The 24,122-nt window shown below is 62.1% G+C and carries 22 protein-coding genes and 2 tRNA genes; 9 read left to right on the plus strand and 15 right to left on the minus strand.

Annotated elements, in window-relative coordinates; all coding sequences use genetic code 11:
- Positions 1-76: 76 nt before the first annotated feature.
- From AC2FNS_RS14600 to AC2FNS_RS14650, 11 genes are all read right to left on the minus strand, one after another.
- Positions 77-874, minus strand: a complete 798-nt coding sequence (locus tag AC2FNS_RS14600; protein WP_475143518.1) for a carbohydrate ABC transporter permease — start codon at positions 872-874, stop codon at positions 77-79.
- Complete coding sequence (locus AC2FNS_RS14605; RefSeq protein ID WP_005983941.1) at positions 871-1,734, minus strand: carbohydrate ABC transporter permease; 864 nt, start codon at positions 1,732-1,734, stop codon at positions 871-873. The genes AC2FNS_RS14600 and AC2FNS_RS14605 overlap by 4 nt, the downstream gene beginning before the upstream one ends.
- The gene (locus AC2FNS_RS14610) at positions 1,731-2,807 is read right to left on the minus strand and encodes an ABC transporter ATP-binding protein (protein ID WP_496710927.1); all 1,077 of its coding nucleotides are present in this window, start codon (positions 2,805-2,807) and stop codon (positions 1,731-1,733) included. The genes AC2FNS_RS14605 and AC2FNS_RS14610 overlap by 4 nt, the downstream gene beginning before the upstream one ends.
- Position 2,808: 1 nt before the next feature.
- On the minus strand, positions 2,809-3,867 hold the full coding sequence (locus tag AC2FNS_RS14615; protein ID WP_496679538.1) for an ABC transporter ATP-binding protein: 1,059 nt from the start codon (positions 3,865-3,867) through the stop codon (positions 2,809-2,811).
- 93 nt (positions 3,868-3,960) lie between these two features.
- Positions 3,961-5,700: an ABC transporter substrate-binding protein gene (locus AC2FNS_RS14620; protein WP_496679539.1), complete on the minus strand. Its 1,740-nt coding sequence runs from the start codon at positions 5,698-5,700 to the stop codon at positions 3,961-3,963.
- 319 nt (positions 5,701-6,019) lie between these two features.
- A tRNA-Glu gene (locus AC2FNS_RS14625) sits at positions 6,020-6,094 on the minus strand.
- Between the two features lie 24 nt (positions 6,095-6,118).
- Positions 6,119-6,193 (minus strand) — tRNA-Glu (locus tag AC2FNS_RS14630).
- A 109-nt stretch (positions 6,194-6,302) separates the two neighbouring features.
- On the minus strand, positions 6,303-8,045 hold the full coding sequence (gene recJ, locus AC2FNS_RS14635) for a single-stranded-DNA-specific exonuclease RecJ (RefSeq protein WP_496710926.1): 1,743 nt from the start codon (positions 8,043-8,045) through the stop codon (positions 6,303-6,305).
- Between the two features lie 78 nt (positions 8,046-8,123).
- A complete protein-coding gene (gene glpX, locus AC2FNS_RS14640; protein WP_496710925.1) occupies positions 8,124-9,107 on the minus strand; it encodes a class II fructose-bisphosphatase in 984 nt (327 codons plus the stop codon).
- 72 nt (positions 9,108-9,179) lie between these two features.
- A complete protein-coding gene (locus AC2FNS_RS14645) occupies positions 9,180-10,466 on the minus strand; it encodes a homoserine dehydrogenase (protein ID WP_496710924.1) in 1,287 nt (428 codons plus the stop codon).
- Between the two features lie 139 nt (positions 10,467-10,605).
- Positions 10,606-10,854 (minus strand): hypothetical protein, encoded by a 249-nt coding sequence (locus AC2FNS_RS14650; protein WP_496679548.1) that lies wholly within the window; start codon positions 10,852-10,854, stop codon positions 10,606-10,608.
- A gap of 101 nt (positions 10,855-10,955) precedes the next feature.
- On the opposite strand from AC2FNS_RS14650, the gene AC2FNS_RS14655 reads away from it, so the two are divergent.
- Complete coding sequence (locus AC2FNS_RS14655) at positions 10,956-11,543, plus strand: TetR-type transcription factor C-terminal domain-containing protein (protein ID WP_490360811.1); 588 nt, start codon at positions 10,956-10,958, stop codon at positions 11,541-11,543.
- Positions 11,544-11,564: 21 nt separating this feature from the next.
- On the opposite strand, the gene AC2FNS_RS14660 is transcribed toward AC2FNS_RS14655, so the two are convergent.
- Positions 11,565-12,476 (minus strand): pirin family protein, encoded by a 912-nt coding sequence (locus tag AC2FNS_RS14660; RefSeq protein ID WP_496687035.1) that lies wholly within the window; start codon positions 12,474-12,476, stop codon positions 11,565-11,567.
- A 158-nt stretch (positions 12,477-12,634) separates the two neighbouring features.
- Here AC2FNS_RS14660 and AC2FNS_RS14665 point away from each other — a divergent pair, with 158 nt between their 5' ends.
- Entirely contained in the window at positions 12,635-13,111 is a 477-nt protein-coding gene (locus AC2FNS_RS14665) for a hypothetical protein (RefSeq protein WP_496710923.1), read from the plus strand.
- Here the strand turns inward: AC2FNS_RS14665 and AC2FNS_RS14670 are convergent.
- From AC2FNS_RS14670 to AC2FNS_RS14680, 3 genes are read right to left on the minus strand one after another with little or no spacing between them, the layout of a single operon-like run.
- Positions 13,108-13,674, minus strand: a complete 567-nt coding sequence (locus AC2FNS_RS14670; protein ID WP_496710922.1) for a TadE/TadG family type IV pilus assembly protein — start codon at positions 13,672-13,674, stop codon at positions 13,108-13,110. The genes AC2FNS_RS14665 and AC2FNS_RS14670 overlap by 4 nt on opposite strands.
- Before the next feature lies 1 nt (position 13,675).
- The gene (locus tag AC2FNS_RS14675; protein ID WP_496710921.1) at positions 13,676-14,209 is read right to left on the minus strand and encodes a TadE/TadG family type IV pilus assembly protein; all 534 of its coding nucleotides are present in this window, start codon (positions 14,207-14,209) and stop codon (positions 13,676-13,678) included.
- The gene (locus AC2FNS_RS14680) at positions 14,206-15,825 is read right to left on the minus strand and encodes a pilus assembly protein TadG-related protein (protein ID WP_496710920.1); all 1,620 of its coding nucleotides are present in this window, start codon (positions 15,823-15,825) and stop codon (positions 14,206-14,208) included. Before AC2FNS_RS14680 ends, AC2FNS_RS14675 begins: the two co-directional genes overlap by 4 nt.
- Positions 15,826-16,147: 322 nt before the next feature.
- On the opposite strand from AC2FNS_RS14680, the gene AC2FNS_RS14685 reads away from it, so the two are divergent.
- The 7 genes from AC2FNS_RS14685 (at position 16,148) to AC2FNS_RS14715 (ending at position 24,080) form a co-directional block, all read left to right on the plus strand.
- Positions 16,148-17,578 carry a Glu/Leu/Phe/Val family dehydrogenase gene (locus tag AC2FNS_RS14685; RefSeq protein WP_496679563.1) on the plus strand — a complete coding sequence of 477 codons (1,431 nt, stop codon included), beginning with the start codon at positions 16,148-16,150 and terminating at the stop codon, positions 17,576-17,578.
- 99 nt (positions 17,579-17,677) lie between these two features.
- Entirely contained in the window at positions 17,678-18,577 is a 900-nt protein-coding gene (locus AC2FNS_RS14690; protein WP_496710919.1) for a hypothetical protein, read from the plus strand.
- Between the two features lie 134 nt (positions 18,578-18,711).
- Positions 18,712-19,965, plus strand: a complete 1,254-nt coding sequence (locus AC2FNS_RS14695) for a sarcosine oxidase subunit beta family protein (protein ID WP_496710918.1) — start codon at positions 18,712-18,714, stop codon at positions 19,963-19,965.
- Positions 19,966-20,018: 53 nt separating this feature from the next.
- Positions 20,019-20,282 carry a sarcosine oxidase subunit delta gene (locus AC2FNS_RS14700; RefSeq protein ID WP_496687046.1) on the plus strand — a complete coding sequence of 88 codons (264 nt, stop codon included), beginning with the start codon at positions 20,019-20,021 and terminating at the stop codon, positions 20,280-20,282.
- Positions 20,279-23,212: a sarcosine oxidase subunit alpha family protein gene (locus AC2FNS_RS14705; protein ID WP_496710917.1), complete on the plus strand. Its 2,934-nt coding sequence runs from the start codon at positions 20,279-20,281 to the stop codon at positions 23,210-23,212. Before AC2FNS_RS14700 ends, AC2FNS_RS14705 begins: the two co-directional genes overlap by 4 nt.
- Positions 23,205-23,750, plus strand: a complete 546-nt coding sequence (locus AC2FNS_RS14710; protein WP_496710916.1) for a sarcosine oxidase subunit gamma — start codon at positions 23,205-23,207, stop codon at positions 23,748-23,750. Before AC2FNS_RS14705 ends, AC2FNS_RS14710 begins: the two co-directional genes overlap by 8 nt.
- A 33-nt stretch (positions 23,751-23,783) precedes the next feature.
- Positions 23,784-24,080, plus strand: coding sequence for a hypothetical protein (locus tag AC2FNS_RS14715; RefSeq protein WP_149776787.1), 297 nt, complete (start codon positions 23,784-23,786; stop codon positions 24,078-24,080).
- Positions 24,081-24,122: the final 42 nt, after the last annotated feature.

Genomic DNA, 24,122 nt, shown 5'->3' on the forward strand with positions numbered 1-24,122 from the left:
CCGGCCTTGGCTTGCGCCAGCGCCGAGGACGGGGCGAGCAGGGAGAAGGAGAGAAGGAGTTTGCGCATGTCGAACCTCATACACGTCCCATCGCGAAACCGCGCGCGATGTAGTTGCGGACAAACCAGATGACGATGGCGCCGGGGATGATGGTCAGGGTGCCGGCGGCAGCCAGCAGGCCCAGCTCGTAGCCTGCGCTGGACGCGGTGCGGGTCATCACGGCGGCGATCGGTTTGGCCTCAACCGCCGTCAGGGTCTTGGCCAGCAGCATTTCCACCCACGAGAACATGAAACAGAAGAATGCCGCCACGCCCACGCCTGCCTTGATGTTGGGCAGGAAGATCGTGACGAAGAACCGGGGGAAGGAATAGCCGTCGACATAGGCGGTTTCATCCAGCTCTTTCGGGATGCCGCGCATGAAACCTTCCAGGATCCACACTGCTAGCGGCACGTTGAACAGCGTGTGCGCCAGTGCCACCGCCAGGTAGGTGTCGAAGAGGTGGATCGACGAATACAGCTGAAAGAAGGGCAGGGCGAACACGGCCGCCGGGGCCATGCGGTTGGTCAGCAGCCAGAAGAACAGCTGCTTGTCGCCCAGGAACCGATAGCGCGAGAACGCGTAGGCCGCAGGCAACGCCACGCAGACCGACAGGACCGTGTTGATCGTCACATAGGTGATCGAGTTGATATAGCCCCAATACCACGTCGGATCGGTGAAGATGGCCTTGTAGTTCTCCAGCGTAAAGGTCTGGGGAAAAAGGGAGAAGCCTGACAGGATCTCGTTCGTGGTCTTGAAGGACATCGCCACCAGCCAATAGATCGGCAACATCAGGAACGCGATATACAGGATCGGGATGAGGGACCGCTTCTTCATTGCGCGTCATCCTTTGTCATGAGGGTGTAGAAGACCCAGGAAACCAGCAGCGTAATGGCGAAATAGATCAGGCTCATCGCGGCCGCGGGGCCAAGGTCGAACTGTCCCAGCGCGATCTTCACCAGGTCGATCGACAGCAGGGTGGTCGAGTTGCCGGGACCGCCCCCGGTCAGAACGAAGGGTTCGGTGTAGATGTTGAAACTGTCCATGAACCGCAGCAGAACCGCGATGGTCAGAACCGTCTTCATCTTGGGCAGCTGAATATAGCGGAACACCGACCACGGGCTTGCCCCGTCGATCTTGGCTGCCTGGTAATAGGCGTCGGGGATGGACACCAGACCGGCATAGCACAGCAGCACAACCAGCGAGGTCCAGTGCCAGACATCCATCACCACGATGGTGATCCAGGCCGACAGCGGTTGTTGGGTCATGTCATAGTTGATGCCCAGCACGTCGTTCAGGAAATACCCCAGCAGGCCGATCTTGGGCAGGGTGAAGATGTTCCACATCGAGCCGACCACGTTCCACGGGATCAGCATCGGCAGGGCCATCAGTACCAGGCAGACCGGCACCCAGAAGCCCTTGCGCGGCATCGACAGGGCCACGATGATGCCCAGCGGCACCTCGATCATCAGGATCAGCGCGGTGAACAGGAACTGTCGCCCCAGCGCCGCCTGGAAGCGGTCAGACCGCAGGATCTGTTCGAACCAGCCCAGCCCTTCCCAGAAGAACTGGTTGTTGCCGAAGGTTTCCTGGACCGAGTAGTTGACCACCGTCATCATGGGCACCAGTGCGTTGAACGCCACCAGCGCCAGCACCGGCAGGACAAAGAACCACGCTTTCTGATTTTCCGTTCTCATCGGGCGCGCTCCTCGGTTGCGATCCAGCCGTCACGATAGACGCGCGTCTGTTCAGGTTTGAATTGAAGAAAGACTTGCGATCCGGGCTCGGGGGGCGTGTGTTCGGTCACCGCCTTCACTGGGCTGGTGCCGACCATGGCGCTAACCACATAGTGCCGCCCGATATCGGCCACCTTGGTGATATGGGCCGGGATGCCATCGGGGCCAAAGCCCACATATTCGGGCCGGATTCCCAGATCGGTGCGACCGCCGGTGCCGCTGACCGGACCTTCCAGCATCACCTCGTGCCCTTCGAACAGGGCACGGTCGCCCCGCGCCTCGCAGGGCAGCACGTTCATGCCGGGCGAGCCGATGAAATGGCCCACGAATGTGTGTTGCGGGCGCTCGAACAGCTCGACCGGAGTTCCGATCTGGACCACTTCGCCTTCCTGCATCACAACCACCTCGTCTGCGAAGGTGAGCGCTTCGGTCTGGTCGTGTGTGACATAGATCATCGTCGCCTTGACGCGCTGGTGAAGCTCTTTCAGCTTGGACCGCAGCTTCCATTTCAGATGCGGGTCGATCACGGTCAGCGGCTCGTCGAACATCACTGCGTTCACGTCGTCGCGGACCAGACCGCGGCCCATCGAGATCTTCTGCTTGTTGTCCGGGCTGAGGCCGCTGGCGCGGGTGTTCAGCATGTCGGTGACATCCAGCATCTCGGCGATCTCGTCGACGCGCCGCTTAATCGTCGCCGGATCGACGCCGCGGTTCTTGAGCGGAAAGGCCAAGTTCTCGCCGACGGTCATCGTGTCGTAGATCACCGGAAACTGGAACACTTGCGCGATGTTGCGCTGATCAGGGGGCAGGGCGGTCACGTCGCGGTCGTCGAACAGGATCTGCCCCTCGGACGGGGTCAACAGGCCCGAGATGATGTTCAGCAGCGTGGACTTGCCGCAGCCCGACGGCCCCAGCAGGGCATAGGCCCCGCCATCACGCCAGGTCACGTCGATTTCCTTCAGCGCATAGTCCTGCGTACCTTGCGGCGACGGCATGTAGCTGTGTTTGAGGTTTGAAAGCTTGATCTGTGCCATGTCAGGCCACCCTTTTGCCGTCTTGGCCGAAATACCGGCAATGGGCCGGGTTCATGTAGAATGTGTGGTCCTCGCCCACCTGATAGGGGTGGACCCCGGCGGCCAGCGACACCCAGGCGTCTTCGCCATGCTGGAAATGCGCGCTGGAATCCGATCCGGACAGTTCGGTCACGATCACGCGGCCGGTCAGCTCGACGTCATCGGCCGAGGCGCGCACGGGGGTGACGCGGTGCGGGCGCACGGCGACCTTGTATTGCCCGTCGGACAGGCTGATGCCCTCGCTCAGCCGCCATGTGCCGCCGCCGGCCAACTGAACCTGGCCACCGGTGATCGTGACGCGGGCCACGTTGATGGGCGGGTCGGAAAACACCCGCGCGGCGGCGAGGTTTTCGGGATTGCGATAGATGTCCGCCGTCGGGCCGAACTGAGTCACGCGGCCGTCCTCCATCAAGGCGGTGTAGCCGCCCAGCAGCAGCGCCTCTTCGGGTTCGGACGTGGCATAGACCACCACGGCGCCGCGCCCGGCGAACAGCTCGGGCAATTGCTCGCGCAATTCCTCGCGCAGCTTGTAGTCCAGATTGGCCAGCGGCTCGTCCAGGAATACCGCGCGGCTGTCCTTGGCGATGGCGCGGGCCAGAGCGGTGCGTTGCTGTTGGCCACCCGACAGTTCATGCGGGCGACGGTGCAGCATCGGGCGCAGTTGCAGCAGGTCGGCGGCCTCTTCCACGCGGCCTTCGATCTCGGATTGCGCCATTCCGGCCACGCGCAGCGGCGAGGCGATGTTGTCGAATACAGTCATATGCGGGTAGTTCACGAAGAACTGATGCACGAGGCTGATCTTGCGTTTCTGAGTGCTCAGCCGTGTCACGTCCTGCCCGTCCATCAGAACCTTGCCCGAGGCAATCGGATCCAGGCCGGCCATCATCTTGATCAGAGATGTCTTGCCCGACCCGGTCGCGCCCAGAAGCACGTTGAAATGGCCGGTCTGCAGCGTCAGGGACGTGGGTTTGATATGGGTAACGGTGCCGACCCGCTTGGTCGCGTCTTGTAATTCGATCATGTCCGTGGGTTCCGATCCCGCAGCGCGTGGCAACGCTGTTTGGTCTTGGTTGGCAAGGGGCGCCGGTACCGGCGCCCCCCGGGGAGTAGTGGCTTACTGGGACTGCCAGCGTGCCACCAGTTCGTCATAGTTGACGGTCTGGCCTTGCGGCTTCTCGTTTTCCAGCTTCGGCTTCGGCGCGCCCGGCTGGCTCAGCCAATATTCGGGGTCGCGCGGCTCGTTCAGGCGCGGACCACAGCCGCCGTAAACGCCAGCGCTTTCATCCGCAGCCTGCATACGGGCCATGGTGATGTCCATCTCTTCGGCCAGACGGTCCATCGCCTCTTGCGGGGTGAAGGCGCCCGAGTTCACGTCGCCGATCTGCTGCCACCAGATCTGGGCCAGCTTGGGGTAGTCGGGAACGTTGATGCCGGTCGGCGACCATGCCACGCGGTCGGGCGAGCGGTAGAACTCGACGAGGCCACCCAGCTTGGGTGCGCGTTCGGTAAATGACTCATGATTGACCGAGCTGTCGCGAATGAAGGTCAGACCCACATGGGACTTTTTCACATCGACGGTCTTGGACGTCACGAACTGAGCGTACAGCCACGCGGCCTGTGCCCGATCCGACGGGGTGGATTTCAGGAAGGTCCACGATCCCACGTCCTGATAGCCAACCTTCTGGCCTTCTTCCCAATAGGGACCATGAGGGCTGGGCGCCATCCGCCACAGCGGGTTGCCCTCGTCGTCGACGGTGTTGTTGCCTTCGGACTTGGGCTTGACCATGTCGGCGGTAAAGGCCGTGTACCAGAAGATCTGCTGAGCCACGTTGCCTTGCGACAGAGCGGGCAGCGACTGGTAGAAGTCATAGGACGCCGCACCCGGAGGCGCGTACTTGCGCAGCCATTCGTCCCATTTGCGGATCGCATAGACCGCCGCCGGGCCGTTCGCGGCACCGCCACGCGACACCGAAGCGCCGACCGGGTTGCAGGTGCCCGCTTCCATGCGGATGCCCCATTCATCGACAGGTATACCGTTGGGCTCGCCCTTGTCGCCGGCGCCAGCCATCGACAGCCAGGCATCGGTCATGCGCCAGCCAAGGTCGGGCGCGCGCTTGCCGTAATCCATGTGGCCATAGATCGCGACCCCGTCGACTTCCTTGACGTCCTCGGTGAAGAACTCAGCGATATCCTCGTAGGCCGACCAGTTGACCGGAACGCCCAAATCATAGCCATATTTTTCCTTGAATGCGGCCTTGTTGGCTTCATCATCGAACCAGTCCTTGCGGAACCAGTACAGGTTGGCGAATTGTTGGTCGGGCAGCTGGTACAGCTTGCCGTCCGGCCCGGTAGTGAACTGGATGCCCATGAAGTCGTCCAGATCCAGCGTTGGAGAGGTCGTAGCCGCCCATTCGCCTTCCATCATGTCCGAGAGGGGATAGGCCAGTTGCAGGCGCGAATGCGTCCCGATCAGGTCGCTGTCGTTGACATAGCCGTCATACAGGTTCCGACCGGTCTGCATCTGGGTTTGAACGGCCTGGACGACCTCGCCTTCACCCAGGATCTGGTGGTTGACCTTGATGCCGGTGATTTCCTCGAATGCCTTGGTCAGAACCTCGGATTCATAGGAATGGGTCGGGATGCCTTCCGACAGGACATTGATTTCCATTCCGGCAAAGGGTTCAGCAGCCTTAATGAACCACTGCATCTCCGCCATCTGCTCGTCTTTTGACAAGGCGGATGGCTGAAATTCGTCGTCGATCCAGCGTTTGGCTGCGGCTTCGTCGGCCCAAACCGGACCGTGCCCCGCAATGACGGCAGCCGCCGCCACTGCGGACAAAAGATGTTTCCGCATCTTTCTCCTCCCAAGATTTATGGTTCTCCGGTGCGACCCGGATGAAAGGCAGCATCGGCGATTTTCCGCGAGTCTGTCAAACTAAAAAATTAGTAATTGAGGCGGCACCCGGTTTCGATCTCTCAGAGATATGAGGTAAGATCTTGAATTAATGAGACATTAAATGGGTTCGACGTAGCGTCGCGGGCGATGAGGACGCGTCGGGCTGTGTTGCCCAGCCACCCGAAAGGTGTCGACGCCGAACCTCAGACCCAGCCGGACCCGGGCTGTGAACAGTTCACCAGCGACGGAACGCCATGGATTTGGTGGAAAGTAAGAGTGGCAGCCCGTAGGGGAATCGAACCCCTCTTTCCAGGTTGAAAACCTGGCGTCCTAACCGATAGACGAACGGGCCACGCAAGCCTTGCACAAGCACAAGTGGCAGCCCGTAGGGGAATCGAACCCCTCTTTCCAGGTTGAAAACCTGGCGTCCTAACCGATAGACGAACGGGCCACGCTGGCTTGTGGAGGGCCTTTTACGGATTACGTTCCGCCCCCGCAAGACGAAAAATGCAGCCATGTGAAACTTTTTTGCGCCCCGGTTCCGGCAGGCTCGAAAGGGGTCATTTCGCCTCGGCCGCGTCTTCCAGGCGCAGCTGAACGCTCTGCCGTCCGCCCCAGGTATTGATCTCGAGCCGGCCTGCGAAATGGAACCGGGCACCGCCGTGATTTGACAGCCGATCGCCCATCGGGCCATCAAAGGCGCCAAAGGCGATGGCGTCGATCCCTGGGCCCATACCGTCGGACAGGGACAACTTCAGATGGGTCTCGCCCACGCGTTTGGCAAAGCGCACCTGCAGGTCTGGCAGGGCAAAGCGTGGGGCAGGGGCACCGGCCCCGAACGGACCCGCCTGCTCAATCTGCTCGATCAATGCCACCGTGGCGGCGCCAGGCATCAGAACACCGTCAAGTTTCAGGTCGGCGGGGCCGCCTTCGCCCGCCCCCTGTTTGGCCAGCAACTCGCTCAGGCGCGCCATGGCGGGTTCCAGCTGATCGCGCATCACGGTCAGACCTGCGGCCATCTTGTGCCCGCCTCCCTTGACCAGCAGCCCTTCGGACGCCAGCCGGTGAATCGCGGCCCCCAGATCGACACCCGAAACCGAGCGGCCCGACCCTTTGCCCTCGTCGCCGTCAAAGCCGATCACGATCGCCGGGCGGTTGGCCGTCTCTTTCAGGCGCGAGGCCACGATGCCCACGACGCCCGGATGCCAACCGTCGCCCGCCGCCCAGACCAGCGGTGCGTCCAGCCCACGATTTTCGGCCTGGGCTAGCGCGGCGGCGCGCACGGCGTTTTCGATGTCGCGCCGTTCGGTATTCAACGCGTCCAACCGCTTGGCCAAGGCTTCTGCTTCGACGGTAGAGTCGGTGCTCAGCAAGCGCGCGCCCAGATCGGCCTGGCCGATGCGCCCTCCGGCGTTGACCCGTGGCCCCAGCAGGAACCCCAGATGATAGCTGTTGGGCGCGGTATCCATGCGCGCCACGTCGGACAGAGCCACAAGGCCGGGCCGCAGGCGCTGCGCCATGACCTTCAGCCCCTGCTGTACCAACGCGCGGTTGATCCCGACCAGAGGCGCAACATCGGCAACCGTGGCCAGAGCCACGAGATCCAGCATCGCCATCAGGTCAGGGCCCTTGGCGCCCGCCGCGCGCAGCTGCCGGCCGGCCTCAACCAGCATCAGGAACACGACGGCGGCGGCGCACAGATAGGCGAGGTCTCCGCTTTCGTCCTGGCGGTTCGGGTTCACGACGGCCACGCAGTCGGGCAGGGTCTCTCCGCCCAGGTGGTGGTCCAGGACGATCACGTCCGCCCCCTGGGCCGCCGCGATGGCATCATGGCTGAGCGTCCCGCAATCGACGCAGATGATAAGGTCATGCGTCGCGGCCAGCTGGGCCATCGCGGGTGCGTTCGGGCCATAGCCCTCGTCGATCCGGTCGGGCACGTACAGCGTGGCGTTCAACCCCATCTGACGCAGCCACACGATCAGCAGGGCGGCCGAACTGCCACCGTCCACGTCGTAATCGGCAAAGATCGCGATGCGCTGATTGTGCCGCACGGCCTGCAGGAAGCGGGCGGCGGCGGTTTCCATGTCCTTCAGTTCGCGCGGGTCGGGCAGTAGGTCGCGCAGCTTGGGCGCCAGAAAGCTCACGGCCTCGGCTGGGGCCACGCCGCGGCGGGCCAGCACCTGGCACAGCGGGCGGGGCAGGTCGGTCTGCTGTGCCAGCATTTCGGCGGCGCGGTCCTTCTCGGGCAGTGGGCCAACCCACCTGCGGCCGGTCAGAGAGTGCTCGACACCTAGAAAGCTCAACCTATCCCTCCTGACGGGCAAGGCCGAGCCCGGGCGGGCACGGCCTGTGAGTTGGTTTTGACGTTGCCGGTCGGGCAATCACCCGTTCAGGTGCGGCCAGATCGGCGTACGGTAGGTCATGCGCCGGACCGAGCCGGTTTTCGACCGCATCAGCAGCGTGGTGGTTTCCACCCAGCCCGGCTGGCGCTTGATGCGCGGCAGCAGCGACCCGCCGGTCACGCCGGTTGCGGCAAAGATCACGTCGGCCGTCACCATTTCGTCGCGCGAATAGACGCGGTCTAGATCGGTGATGCCTGCCTTGGCGGCGCGGCCGCGTTCGTCATCGTTCCGGAACAGCAGCCGGCCGAAGATCTGGCCGCCCATGCATTTCAGCGCCGCGGCCGCCAGCACGCCCTCGGGGGCGCCGCCCTGGCCCATATACATGTCGATCCCGGTTTCCTCTGCCTCGGCGCAGTGCATCACACCGGCCACGTCCCCATCGGTGATCAGCCGGATCGACGCGCCAGTTTCACGCACTTCGGCGATCATCGCCTCGTGCCGGGGACGTTCCAAAATGCAGACGGTGATGTCGCTGGGCTCGCAGCCCTTGGCCTTGGCCAGGGCCTCGACCCGCTCGCGCGGGCTCATGTCAAGCGACACAACGTTTTCCGGATAGCCCGGGCCCACGGCCAGCTTGTCCATGTACACGTCGGGCGCGTGCAGCATCGACCCGCGCGGCCCCATGGCGATGACGGTCAGCGCGTTGGGCATGTCCTTGGCGGTCAGGGTAGTGCCTTCCAGCGGGTCCAGCGCGATGTCCACGCCGGGGCCGTTGCCGGTGCCGACCTCTTCGCCGATATACAGCATAGGCGCCTCGTCGCGCTCGCCCTCGCCAATGACGACCACGCCGGCGATGTCCAGCAAGTTCAGCTGTTCGCGCATGGCGTTGACGGCGGCCTGGTCGGCTGCCTTCTCGTCACCGCGCCCGACCAACGAGGCCGAGGCCAGGGCGGCCTGTTCGGCGACCCGGGCCAGGCCGAGGGACAACATGCGGTCATTGAAATCGATCTTGGCAGCGCTCATGCGTGGGTATCCTTTGGCAATCTTGAACGTTGTTGACTGGCATAGCCTGCCCGTGGCGCAGGCCGCAAGGGTTCAGACCTGCTCAATGCGCAGCGCGACCGGTTCACCGGAAACCACGTCGGTCTTGCGCAGTTCCTCCAGCGCGATGTCCAGGGTTGCGCGGGTGGTCTTGTGGGTGACGATTAGAACCGGGGCGGTGTCCTCGGCATGGGCGTATTGGCGCATCCGGTCGATCGAGACGCCGGCATTGCCCAGAATGGCCGCCACCTTTGCCAGCGCACCGGGTTTGTCCAGCAGAGCCAGTCGCAGGTAATACGGGGCGGGCAGGCCGGTGATGGCGGGTTCGGCATCGACCAGAGTGGTGGCCGGACGCCCGAAGGTCGCGATGCGCAGCCCGCGCGCCAGGTCGCAGACATCGCCCATGACTGCGCTGGCCGTGGGGCCTTCGCCCGCGCCGGGGCCGCGCAGAACGACCTGTTCCACCGCGTCGCCCTCGATCACCACCATGTTGGTGCCGCCTTCCAACTGTCCCAGCGGCGAGTCGCTGGGCACCAGGCAAGGCTGCATCCGCTGTTCCAGCCCGCGCGGTGTGCGTTGCGCCACGCCCAGCAACTTGATGCGGTAGCCCATGTCGTCTGCCTGGTGGATGTCGTCCAGGCTGATGTGTTGAATCCCCTCGATCTCGATCCCGTCGAAATTGGGTTTTGTGCCGAAGGCGATCGACGCCAGCAGCGCCAGCTTGTGCGCCGCGTCGATGCCGCCTACGTCCAGGTTCGGATCGGCCTCGAGGTAGCCCAGCTGCGCGCATTCCTCAAACAGGGCGTTGTAGCCCAGACCCTGCGACTGCATGCGGGTCAGAATATAGTTGCAGGTGCCGTTCATTACGCCCATCACGCGGGTAATCTCGTTCCCGGCCAGACCTTCGGTCAGCGATTTGATGACCGGGATACCACCCGCGACGGCCGCCTCGAACCGGATCACGCGGCCCGCGGCCTCGGCCATTTCAGCCAGCGCCTGACCGTGGATCGCCAGAAGCGCCTTGTTTGCCGTCACGACATCCTTGCCGGTGGTCAGGGCCGCCTCGACCGAGGCCTTGGCCGGCCCGTTCTCACCGCCCATCAGCTCGACGAACACGTCGATGTCGTCACGCCGGGCCAAGGCGACCGGGTCGGTCTCCCAAGCGTAGCCCGACAGGTTGACGCCGCGGTCCTTGGTGGAATCACGCGCTGAAACGGCCACGATCTCGATGGGTCGGCCGGTGCGGGACTGCAGCAGATCGGCGTGGCGCCGGATGATCTTGACCACGCCCACACCCACGGTTCCCAAGCCAGCAATTCCAAGCCGCAGCGCCTGTGTCATTCCGTGGGTTCCTTTCTGCTCGGGTTTCGGCTGTTCGGGGCATTCCGCCCGTTCTTCGCTGCCTTAGCGGGTTCGGACCGGCGGTGCAATCGGTCAGCGTCCCAGCAACCGTCTGCACCGGTCGATGGCCGGTCTTCCTTTAGTCGATTGGGGTGTTCTGCAACCTGTTGGCGCGCTTGCGCAGGGACTTCTTGCGCTCGGTCAGATCCTTTCTCAGATCAGCGGCCTCGCTGGCCACGTCAACCGGTGGCCCCAAGGCCTCGTCCAGCGGGATCAGTTTGGGGTAGGGGGCATCCACGACGGTTGCTGCCTCGCGGCCTCGGAGCTCGGGGAAGTCCGTGCATCCGGCGGACAGTGCCACAAGAAAAAGGACAGGCAGCGGCTTCATCGCGGATCCCGTAGAGTTGCGTACCCTGTCGTGATGCACCTTCCGACGCCCGGGATCAAGCGGGGTTCTATTTGAACGTTTGTTCATATAAACTGCCGATCATGGCACGCACACAAGGTTCTCACTCGGATATCACAGGCCCGCGCATACGCAAAGCGGCGTTGCATCTGTTCGCGCGATATGGATATGCCGCTGTTTCCATGCGGCAAATCGCGGCCGAGGTCGGCGTACAGGCCGGTGCGCTGTACAATTATACGCCCGACAAGCAAAGCCTTCTGTACCGGTTGATGCGCGACCACATGGAGGAGTTGCTGGCCGCCCAGAAGGGTTTGCCGCCGCAGGATTGCGCGCTTGATGCGCTGCGTCAGTTCGTCGGGTTCCACATCCGGTTCCACATGCAGCGGCCCGAAGAGGTTTTCATCGCCTACATGGAGCTGCGCAACCTCACCCCCGAGAACTTTGCCGAGATCGAAGCCCTGCGGCGCGATTACGAGGACGCGCTGCAGGGAATCCTGGTCGCCGGACAGGCCGAGGGGGTGTTCGCGCTTCAGGATGCCAAGATTGCCACGCTTGCGGTGATTGCGATGCTGAACGGCGTCATGACCTGGTATCGGGCCGGCGGGCGCCTGTCGCTGGATCAGGTCGAACAGATCTATTGGGACATGGTGCGCAAGGCCGTGTCCGCCTGACCCGTCTCTCCGCCTGGGCCGTCAATGGGCAGGTCGGATGAAGGTGCCGTTGCGCAACTCGCGAAAGGCCTGTTCAAGCTCGGCGCGGGTGTTCATGACGATCGGTCCGTGCCAGGCCACGGGCTCGTTGATCGGAGCCCCTGAAATCAGTAGGAACCGTACCCCGTCCGGTCCCGCCTGGACGGTTACTTCGTCACCCGTTCCAAAGCGCACAAGGGTTCGGTTTCCGGACATGTCCCGGATGTTCACTTCCTGCCCGGCGACTTCTTTCTCCAGCAGGACCCCTCTGGGCTTGGAGGCATCCGCAAAGGCGGCCTGCCCTTCGAACACATAGGCAAAGGCGCGACGGTAGGTGTCGATCTTGAAGGTCTTTCGGACACCGGCGGGAACCGAGATATCCAGGTATTGCGGGTCGGCCGCGATTCCGTCCACCGGGCCGGTCTTTCCCCAGAACGTGCCGACGATGACCCGAACCCGGGTGCCGTCGTCATCTACGATTTCGGGAATGTCCTTGCCTTGCACGTCCTGATACCGGGGTGCAGTCATTTTCTGGGCCGAGGGCAGGTTGCCCCACAACTGAAACCCATGCATCTGCCCTGACGCGTTCCCCTTGGGCATCTCTTGATGCAGGATTCCCGATCCGGCGGTCATCCATTGCACGTCGCCAGCGCCGAGGGTCCCGCTGTTGCCCAGCGAATCCTTGTGTTCGACCGTACCGGACAGCACATAGGTGATCGTCTCGATTCCGCGATGGGGGTGCCAGGGAAACCCAGCCAGATAGTCCCGAGGGACCTCGTTCCGGAAATCATCGAACAGAAGGAACGGATCCAGCTCGGACGGGTCCTGAAAACCAAATGCGCGGTGCAGCTTAACGCCGGCGCCTTCAAGAGTCGGAACGGCTTTGCGGGTTTCGAGGGTGGGTCTAAGGGACATAGGGCCTCCTGCGGTTGTGATTGTGAATATGGGCGGCGACGCGCTGCGGTCAATTCAACGAAAACTCACCGCGCCTGTGCGTGTTTCAACAAATCCGTCAATGGTCTGTTGTTGTCGCGGAATTTCAGGTACGGGGTCTGAAACGAATGGAGGTTCGGATGCAGGACGAGATTCTGGCGACGGTGCAGGCCTCGGCGGCACGTCGGTGGATGGGGGTGGCGATGCTGCTGTCGGTTGGGGCGCTGGTGATCTATGTCGCCTTGGCCAGACCGCCCGCGCCGCTGTGGCAGGTTTTTCTGTTCGCCGTCGGCGGCTCGGCCCTTTGGTTGGCGCATCGGGTCTGGCACGCGACTGCCGACCGGATCGAGCTGACGCGCACGGAACTGCGCACGGGCAGCGGCATCAGGATTCTGGACGTGGCGGATATCGAAGGCGTGGACCGCGGTGTGTTTGCGTTCAAACCGTCAAACGGTTTTCTGGTCACGACCAAAAGCAGGGCCGAGCGCGCCTGGGCGCCCGGCCTGTGGTGGCGCATCGGGCGACGGGTTGGTGTCGGCGGCATGACGGCCGCCGCCGAGACCAAGTTCATGTCTGAGATGCTGTCCGCGTTGTTGGCGGGCGAATCCGACGGCTAAACTGCGCCCGCAACTTCGTTGGTGAATCGAGGTCGCGTAAACACGAAGTTATCAAATGTAATTCCTGTTCCGATGCCCCATCCTGGAGTGCGAAACGGTACATAGTCGTTGGATGTTTCAACGAGGATCAACGTGTCCTGATCAGGCATTGGCGGAAGGCTGTTTTCTATTTCCTTGATGTTGGCGTTGGTCCATTCAAAATCGTACCCACGCACCGTGGACCAACGTACTTCGTGACGCTTTTCTTCTTCATCATAAACGATCAGAGAAATGCGCATCCTCATTTCCGATCGATTGTTTACCATCGCTTCCATAAGTTCATGAAGCGTGTCGACATATGTCTCTGTGATCGTACGGGTTTCTCGCGAGATTAGGTCGCCAATCGTGTATGCGGCTTTCAAATTCGATGCGCTCTGGCGAAATCCCTCAAACACGACATAGGTCGCGGTCACCGCCCAAAACAGAAGCGGAAAGATCATTATCGCTTCGACGGTCAGAATTCCACTTTCGTCTCGCTTGAACTGGCTGATACGGGTTCCTATGCGCCTTAGACTAGTCCACATTTTACGAAGGCTCCTGTACAAACGCAGTCGTCGCGGTCAAGGCGTATTGCCCGGTTTCATCCACCAACGCTCGTCCCATTGCCGACGTGGGGAATACCGGATCAATTTTCGCGCAGACCCGCAATATCATCAGTTCGTTCTCGAGGCCGTTTTCAAAGTTGCGAACGGGGTTTACTTGCTCCGAGTTGTCGGTGCAGTCTGGCGTTTCTGGAAGAGCCAAAACCTGAAATGGGTCTTGTTTGATCATCTCCAGGCGAAGGTTTTCCGAGCAGTTCTTGATAAACTGGGCACGCTCACAAACGACGTCCTTGATATCGTCATGTTGCAGGTTGTTGCCGGTTCCAAGACGAATGTCCCTAACTGTTATGTCGACGGCCCTTTCCAGCATGCCCTGCTGCGTCGTCAGCAAGGCGAGTTCGACACCCGACAACACGAAGAACATGAAGGCAGGGAAGATGAAGATGAACTCGATTGTTGCGTTGCCATCTTCCGAGCGTCGGAACCGACGCATTCTGGACTCGAGCAACTTAATCATTGGGTCAACCGAAGTTTTCTGATCGAGGATGCAATCGACGCGAAGGCTTTTTCCAGGTCCAGCCCTTCGACGTCATACACATGGCTGTCCGAACTCGCGCAGTTTTTGATCGTTCTGTATCCGGAGCGGGGCGCTTCGAAAGCGATGCCATAAACGATGATGCCCTGATCCTTGGCCGCATCGCAAATGTGCTTGGTGTGCTGGTTCTTGGCGGATGTTTCCACCTTGGAATATGCCTTGGAATACCATTCGGCCCAGCCGCTGGACTGCCAATAGTAGTTGTACTTGGCATTCCAGGCCAGCGAGACGCGGTTGAACAGTTCCGGATAGCTCAACCGAACAGCCGTCCCGACCTCTTCATTGGCTGGCGTTTCGGGGTCGGGGCTGCCAAATGGATGATCAGCCCACATGTCTTGCTGTGGCCAGAAGTAATTGGGTTTGCCCTGAGAATGGTAAATCGTGTATTCTTCTGCTTCTTCGTTGTACCACACATCAGACATTCCTTCGCGCAGCGATGGGTTCAGCATGTACTGATCCGTGTTCTGACCATCGGTCATAACGATCGCAATCTTTAGAACGTCGCCGCCGTAATCCGTCGGGCGGTTGGCAAACTTGGCTGGCACCAGACCTTCTGCGGAAAGATCGGCCACGATACCACGCATACTCGGGTCCAAGAGGGCGGTGCCCCATTTCATGCCCACATCGATTGATGTGTTCCCCTGAGCGGTCAAGGCCTTGATCTGGTTCTCCAATGCGACCAGATTATCGGTCACCGGGGTGATCGCGCTGCCGGCACGAACCGGGCACACCGGCATCCGGATGGTGCCCTCGGAATAGGTGAATGGATCGAAATGAGCGGTCCGTTCGAGCGTGTCATCCCGATGCAGGTCTGAATCGCTGTATTGCTCGGGAATAAAGTTCACGCAGTGAGAGTAGCTATGCTCTTGCGTTACATTTGTGAACTTGCTCAGGATCGGCTCTCCAGCGTTGACTTGGGTGGCATAAGGAATAATCGAAATCGATATGCCGTCCGAACCACCGTCTTCCCTGTCCAGCATAAGTCGAACGAAATCGACAGCAGCGTCCTGCAAAACCTGCAGTTTCGTTTTTCCGGCAGTGGCCGAAGCATTGCCCATTGATCCAGAAATATCCAGCACCAGCGAAATTTCGACGGCACCGATCGATTCCTCAGCGGCGCTTGCTGCAGGAGCCGTCATGGTTTTGATACCGGAGAGGCGCATGAAGTTCGTTTCCACCACTGCTTCTGCCGTTGCCGACACTTTGCGGGTTCCGAATGACTCCTGAACCTCTACTGTTTTCAGTTGCTCCAGCAGACCGGCTTTTTCGAGATAGGCTTCGACCACCTTTTGGGGAGGTTCTTTCTGGTCCAGATCGGCGGCAGCAAGTACCGCCCGGTCAAGAGTCGACTGCAAGTTGGCTCTGTCGCGCTCGTAATTCATCAAGTCCGCGCCGATCCCGGCTGCGGCAAGAAGTGCCAGAAACAGGAAAACGACCAAAATAGTGAAGGTGCCGTCTTCGTTCGCGGCAAATTGACGGACGCGACAAAAAACACTGTTGGCACGGACCTTTTTGAAATAGTTATTCGGCGTTGCCATTTTGGATACCTCGCGGAGCAGAGAGCGGACGCGTAAAAATTTCGTGTACAAAATTACCCACAGAACGTGGCGAGAATTGGGCGGATTTGCCCCTAGAGCGCTCTTTTTGAATGAGAATCGTCCGCATTCCGGGTGATGGCGGGGCTTTGTTTCCGGTAAGTTGACAATTTGACCAAATGGTTAACCTGCGGCGACTCAGGTCTGCGCGCGCAAACCTGCCGTTCACAAGCTGATGAAAAAAAGTGCAGATCGTGATTGCAGCCACCTGCCAAGGGTGCGACAAAACGCCATTGCTTCGTCGTCTACCGTTATGGAGGATTTTATGACGACCATCAAGGAACCCAGCTTTCGGGAAAGCGTGGATCTGATGTTCAACAGGGCGGCCGCCCTGATGGATCTTCCGCCGGGGCTGGAGGAGAAGATCCGGGTGTGCAACGCCACCTACACCGTCCGTTTCGGGGTTCGGTTGCGAGGGCAGATCCATACCTTCACCGGATATCGCTCGGTTCATTCCGAACACATGGAGCCGGTAAAGGGTGGTATCCGCTATGCCATGGCCGTGAACCAGGACGAGGTCGAGGCGCTTGCCGCGCTGATGACCTACAAGTGTGCCCTGGTCGAGGCGCCTTTCGGCGGGTCCAAGGGCGGTTTGCGCATCGACCCGCGCAAATATGAAGAGCATGAACTGGAGCAGATCACCCGCCGTTTCGCCTATGAACTGGCCAAGCGCGACCTGATCAACCCCTCGCAGAACGTTCCGGCCCCCGACATGGGCACCGGCGAGCGCGAGATGGCCTGGATCGCCGACCAATACGCGCGGATGAACACCACCGATATCAACGCGAGGGCCTGCGTGACCGGCAAGCCGCTGAATGCGGGCGGCATCTCGGGCCGGGTCGAGGCGACGGGACGTGGCATCCAATATGCGCTGCGCGAATTCTTCCGCCATCCTGAGGACGTCAAGAAGGCGCGCCTGTCGGGGTCGCTGGAGGGCAAGCGGGTCATCGTTCAGGGGTTGGGCAACGTAGGCTATCACGCGGCCAAATTCCTCAGCGAAGAGGACGGATCGTTGATCGTGGGCATCATCGAGCGCGACGGTGCTCTGTATGACCCCGAGGGGATCGACGTCGAGGCGGTGCATCAATGGATCGTCAAACATGGGGGCGTGAAGGGCTACCCGGATGCGACGCATACCGCCGAAGGCACTGCTGTGCTGGAAGAGGAGTGCGATATCCTGATCCCGGCGGCGCTGGAGGGCGTGATCAACCTGTCCAATGCCGAGCGCATCAAGGCGCCGCTGATCATCGAGGCAGCGAATGGTCCGGTGACCGCCGGGGCCGACGAAGTTCTGCGCAAGAAGGGCACCGTGATCATTCCCGACATGTATGCCAACGCGGGCGGTGTGACGGTCTCGTATTTCGAATGGGTCAAGAACCTGAGTCACATTCGTTTCGGCCGGATGCAGCGCCGTCAGGAAGAGGCGCGACACGAGCTGATCGTGAAGGAGCTGGAACGGCTGGACCGCTATCTTGGCGATGCATGGTCGATGTCTCCGGACTTCAAGGCCAAATACCTCAAAGGTGCGGATGAGCTCGAGTTGGTGCGTTCGGGCCTGGATGACACGATGCGCATCGCCTACCAAGCGATGCGTGAAGTATGGCACGATCGCAATGACGTCGAGGACCTGCGCACCGCGGCCTACATCGTGTCCATCGACCGCGTGGCCAAAAGCTATCGCGCCAAAGGCCTTTGACGTCTCGGAAACTGGGCAATCGGGCTTTGACAAAAAGTCCGGTTGCCGCACATCCTGCGCTGGAGTTCATGCAGTGAAGCCACCGAGGATCTCATGCAAATGACCCGTTCTGTAGCTTGGGCCGCGGCGATTGGGTCCGCGACCTTGGCGCTTGCGACTGCTGCCATTGCCCAACCCCGACAAGGCTGGACGCCGACTGTGGAAGGGTTGGTTGTCTATCAGGGCAGCGCCGATCTTGAGGGCGGCGGTGATTTCAGCGCATCGCGCGCGTTCCTGCGGGCAGGCGGCATTTACGGCTATGGTGACGGGTCCTTTGTGGGGTTGCTGGCTAGTTTCGGTCAGTTTGCCTACGATTTCGGGTTGCCCGGAAACCAGCCGTGGGACGACATCCGCGACATTCGCCTGAGCGTTCCATTGCGCTTCACTTTGGACAACGGGGCTGCGGTGATCGTCTCGCCCCAATTGCGATGGGACTACGAGACCGGCGCCAGTGCCTCGGACGGTTTCACCTATGGTGCCTTCGCCGGCATTTCATGGGCGGTGAACCCCAATCTGCGCATCGGCCCGGCATTTGGCGTGTTCTCCGAGGTTGGAACCAATGACCTCGAAATCTTTCCCGCGCTACTTGTCGATTGGACTTTTGCCGAGCGCTGGCGTCTGAGCACCGGGCGCGCGCTGGGGGCCACTCAAGGCCCCGGCGTCACGCTGGAATACAAGGCTTCGGAAAGTGTCAGCGTGGGGCTTGCCGTTCGGTCCGAGCGGGTCCGCTTTCAGCTGAATGATAGCGGGTTGGCACCGGGCGGCGTGGGCGAGGACAGCAGCATTCCAGTCGTTTTGTCGGTTGAATACGCGCCAAACCCCGGAGTTTCGCTGTCGGCATTTGCGGGTGCCGAGTTTGACGGCGAGTTGCGCCTGGACAATGCAGCGGGGCAAGAGGTCAGCCGGCAGGGCTATGATACCGCTCCGATCGTCGGTGTTGCCTTCCGTCTGCGGTTCTGAGGGCGAATTCGTTTGCGACCGGTTTGGTCGCGCGTTGACAAGTTCTTGTCGAAAACGGATGCGGAGCCCCGAGCCCGGATTGCTACTCCTTTTGGAAGTTGGTTTGATGCCAGCAAACCCGCAGGGAGATCTGAATGCGCTTTTCCGGCTTACGCGTCCTGAAGGAAGGGCTGAGCGGCAACAAAGGTTGGACGGCGCATTGGCGTGATCCCGAGCCCAAAGCCGAATATGACATCGTCATCATCGGCGGTGGGGGGCACGGTCTCAGCACCGCGTATTATCTGGCGAAAGAGCACGGGCTGACAAATGTCGCCGTGCTGGAAAAGGGCTATATCGGCGGCGGCAATGTGGGGCGCAACACGACAATCGTTCGCGCCAACTATTTTCTGCAAGGAAATTCCGAGTTCTATTCGCATTCCCTCAAGCTGTGGGAGGGGTTGGAAGAGGACCTGAACTACAACGTGATGCATTCACAGCGAGGCATCATCAACCTGTTCCATTCGGACGGGCAGCGGGACGCAGCCGCGCGGCGGGGCAACATGATGATCAGCCAAGGCGACGATGCCATCTTGCTGGACCGCGATGCACTGCGCGAGATGCTGCCGTATCTGAACTATGACGATCTGCGCTTTCCCATCTATGGCGGTCTATACCATCCGCGCGGCGGTACAGCGCGGCATGATGCCGTGGCTTGGGGTTATGCCCGCGGGGCGGACCAGCGCGGGGTGGATCTGATCCAGAATTGTGAGGTCACGGGCATCGACATCGAAAACGGCGCCGTGCGCAGGGTGCAGACGACGCGCGGGGCGATCCGGGCCAAGAAGGTGGGGATCGTGGTTGCAGGCCGGTCCAGCCAGGTCGCGGCGATGGCCGGGATGCGCTTGCCGATCGAAAGCCACGTGCTTCAGGCCTTTGTGACCGAGGGGCTAAAGCCCTGCATCGACCACGTCGTGACTTTCGGGATGGGGCATTTCTACATCAGCCAATCCGACAAGGGCGGGCTGGTGTTCGGCGGCGACCTGGATTTCTATGCCTCCTACGCGGCGCGGGGCAATCTGCCCACGGTCGAAAGCGTGATGGAGGCCGGTATGGCGCTGATGCCGATGATCGGCAAGGCCCGGGTGCTGCGGTCCTGGGGCGGGATCATGGACATGTCGCCGGACGGGTCGCCGATCATCGACCGCACCCCTATCGACGGGCTGTATCTGAACTGCGGCTGGAACTACGGCGGGTTCAAGGCGGTTCCGGGCTCGGGCAACGTGTTTGCCCACCTCATGGCCACCGACCGGTACCACGAGAACGCGACAGGGTTCCGGCTGGATCGTTTCCGCACCGGGCGCGGGATCATCGATGAAGAGGGCAAGGGCTCTCAGCACAATCTGCATTAGGGGCGGGCCGGGATGTTTCGTTCGAATACTTGTGAAAGCCAGGAGGCGCGGCCATGAGGATCACCTGTCCGTATTGCGGCGAGCGCGACCGCCGCGAGTTCTACTATCGCGGGGCCGCCGTCGACCTGGACCGGCCCGTCCCGGATGCCGGGCCTGACGCCTGGGACGATTTCGTCTATCTGCGCGACAACCCGGCGGGCGAGACGCGGGATCTGTGGTATCACGAGGGCGGCTGCGGCGCATGGATCGTCGTGACCCGAAACACGCTGACCCACGAAATATCGGCGACCGAGCCTGCGTCCGGGGGCAAACGATGAGGGTCGCTGGAAGGGGGCTGATCGACCGCGGCACACCGGTCGAGTTTTCCTTTGACGGAATCCGGTATCAGGGCTTTGAGGGCGACACACTGGCCTCGGCGCTGCTGGCCAATGGCGTGCGCCTGATGGGGCGGTCGTTCAAGTATCATCGCCCGCGCGGCGTTCTGACTGCTGGCAGCGAAGAGCCGAACGCCCTGGTCACCATCGGCCGAGGTGCCGCGCAGGACCCGAATGTGCGGGCCACGATGCAAGAGATCTATCCGGGCCTCGAGGCGCGCAGCCAGAACCGCTGGCCCAGTCTGAGCTTCGACGTGATGGCGGTGAACGATCTGGCCGCGCCCTTTCTGGGGGCGGGCTTCTACTACAAGACTTTTATGTGGCCCCGCAGCTTTTGGGAGAAGCTGTACGAACCGATGATCCGCCGCGCCGCGGGGTTGGGCGCGCTGTCCGGGCAGGCCAATGCCGACACGTATGAAAGTGCCTATGCCTTCTGCGATCTGCTAGTGATCGGGGCTGGCCCCGCGGGTTTGATGGCCGCCTTGACGGCCGGCCGAGCCGGGGCGGATGTCATTCTGGCCGACGAAAGCAACCAGATGGGCGGGCGTCTGCTGGCCGAGACGCTCGAGGTGGATGGCAAGCCGGGTCACGTTTGGGTAGACGAGGTTCTGGCCGAGCTGCGGGCGATGGAGAATGTGCGGCTGATGACCCGCACGACGATTGCCGGGGCCTACGACCAGGGCACCTTTGCCGCGCTCGAACGGGTCTTGCACCATACGGGCGACCGTCCTGCCGGTGCGCCGCTGGAAACATATTGGAGGATCGCCGCCCGCCGCTCGGTTCTGGCGGCCGGGGCGCTGGAACGCCCGGTGGCGTTTCGAAACAATGACCGGCCCGGCATCATGACCGCCGGGGCCGTGCGGGCCTATCTGAACCGCTGGGGCGTCGCGGCCGGCCGGAGTGTCACGATCTTCGGCAACACCGATGACATCCACCGGACGGCCCGCGACCTGTTGGCGGCTGGGGTCCACGTTGCCGCCGTGATCGACAGCCGCCATGACGGGCCGGTGACATCCGATTATCCGGTGCTGCGCGGGGCGCAGGTCTGTGGCAGTTCAGGGCGCAAGGGGCTGGAGTCGATCACCGTGCGCCGCGCCAGCGGAGAAGAGCGCATTCAGACCGATTGTCTGGCGATGACCGGCGGATGGAACCCCTCGGTCCACCTGACCTGCCACATGAACGGTCGACCGACCTGGCGGCGTGACATTGCCGCCTTCGTGCCCACGCCGGGCGCCGTGCCCGGGATGCGCACGGCCGGGGCCTGCAACGGCGCGTTTTCCACCGCTGCCTGTCTGCGCGAGGGCATTTCGGCTGCGACCGAGGCGCTGGGTGACCTGGGCCTCAAGGCGCCCAAGCCCGAGCCGCCGCAGGCCGAGGACCAGCCCTATGGAATCGCGCAGCTGTGGGCGGTACCGGGCAAGGGGCGCGCGTGGCTGGATTTCCAGAACGACGTGACCGTCAAGGATGTCAAACAGGCCGCGACCGAGAATTTCCGCTCGGTCGAGCACATGAAGCGCTATACCACGCAGGGCATGGCCACCGATCAGGGCAAGAACTCGAATGTCGCGGCGCTGGCCGTGCTGGCGGATGCCACCGGGCGCGGGATTGCCGAAACCGGAACCACCACCTTTCGCCCGCCTTACACGCCGATTGCCATCGCTGCGCTGGGCGCGGGGTCCGAGGGGGCGGGTTTCAAACCGCAGCGGTTCACCACCTCGCACAAGGCGTCGGTGGCGCGCGGGGCACCGATGGTCGAGGCCGGGCTATGGTACAGGCCTAGTTATTTCCCGCAGCCGGGCGAGACCACGTGGCGCCAGTCCTGCGACCGCGAGGTGCAGATGGTGCGCACGGCGGTCGGCGTGTGCGATGTGTCGACCCTGGGCAAGATCGACATTCAGGGGCGCGACGCCGCGCAGTTTCTGGATTTCGTCTATACCAACACGTTTTCGACGCTGAAGGTCGGGAGCGTGCGCTATGGGCTGATGCTGCGTGAGGATGGGTTCGTCATGGATGACGGCACCACCGCGCGGTTGGGTGACAGTCATTTCCTGATGACCACCACGACCGCCGCCGCCGGTGACGTGATGAAACATCTGGAATTTGTCCGCCAGGGGCTGCGGCCCGATTGGGACGTGTCGCTGGTTTCAGTGACGGAACAATGGGCGCAATTCGCCGTGGCCGGCCCCAAATCGCGCGAGGTGCTGAACGGCGTGCTGGACACCCCGCTGGATGATGCTGAATGGCCGTTCATGGCCTGCGGTCCGGTTTCGGTTCTGGGGGTGCCGGGGCGTCTGTTCCGGATCTCGTTCTCGGGCGAACACGCTTATGAGATCGCCGTGCCTGCGCGGTATGGGGCCAGCCTGTTCGACATTCTGACCCAACGGGCCGAGGCGCTGGGTGGCGGCCTGTATGGGATGGAGGCGCTTAACGTCCTGCGGATCGAGAAGGGGTTCATCACCCATGCCGAAATCCACGGGCGGACCACGGCCTATGACATCGGGATGGGGCGGATGGTGTCGCAGAAAAAGGACTGCATCGGCAAAACTATGTCCGAACGCCCAGGGCTTGAGGCGCCGGGGCGCGAGCGGTTGGTCGGGCTCAAACCCATCGGGGAAAGCCGCCAGTTGCTGGCAGGTGCGCATCTGTACAACGAAGAGGACGCGCCGGTACGCACCAACGATCAGGGCTATGTGACCTCGGTCTGCTATTCGCCAACGCTGGGCAGCATGCTGGGGCTGGCGTTTCTGGCCGATGGCCCCGACCGTCATGGCGAGATCGTCAAGATGGTCGATCACCTGCGCGGCGTGACCACGCTGTGTGAGGTGACGGACCCGGTGTTCTTTGATCCAGAGGGAGAGCGTGTGCGTGGATAAGCTGATTGCTCAGACCCCGTGTGACGGGCTGCTGCCGCTGACCATTGGAACGGTCTCGGTCACCGAGGTCGACCCGGGCGCGATACATGCGGTTTCGGCCTTTCAAGGGCAGACCAAAGCACTGTCCGACGCGATGAAGGCGGCGCATGGCATGGCCCTGCCGGCCCCGAACCGCGCCACTGGGAAAGAAGGCGCGCGGGCCATCTGGTTCGGCCCGGGTCAGGCCATGCTGATCGGCCCCGCACCGGACCCTTCGCTGTCCGCCCACGCCGCGGTCGTCGACCAGTCCGATGCCTGGGCCGTGGTGCGGCTTGAGGGCGACGTGGCCGAGGATGTTTTGGCCCGTTTGGTGCCCGTCGATCTGCGCCCGCAGCACTTCAAACGCGGGCATACGGCGCGGACGCTGCTGTTTCACATGAACGCCTCGATTACCCGGATCGGTGAGAAAGCCTTTCAGATCATGGTGTTCCGGTCGATGGCCGCATCATTGGTGCATGATCTGAAAAGGGCCATGGAAGGCGTCGCCGCGCGCCGCTAGACTGGGCCGAGGTAACGATTCCAAGAGGACCCAATGCTGCGCATCGCACTTGCCGCCGCCCTGCTGGCCACGCCGCTGGCTGCCGCTGAAACCAAGGAACAAAGCTGCAAATACCAGGCCGAGGTCGTTGCCGCGATCCAGAAGGCGCGGCTGGATCGCGTGAAGGAACGGGACGTCCCGCAGGCGGTGGCTGAGGCCGGCCCAACATGGCCCGAGAACTACAACGCCGCGATCCCGCTGATCACCCCGTGGGTCTACGAGCAGAAGATGCGCGATATCCGCAAAAAAGACCTCGGCGCCGCCTGGATGGAGCTGTGCCTGCAGCAATAATCCACAGGGCTGCCAATTGGCTGTGGACAAAGGCCTGCCGCG

Source organism: Ruegeria sp. BHSA191, from assembly GCF_059613325.1.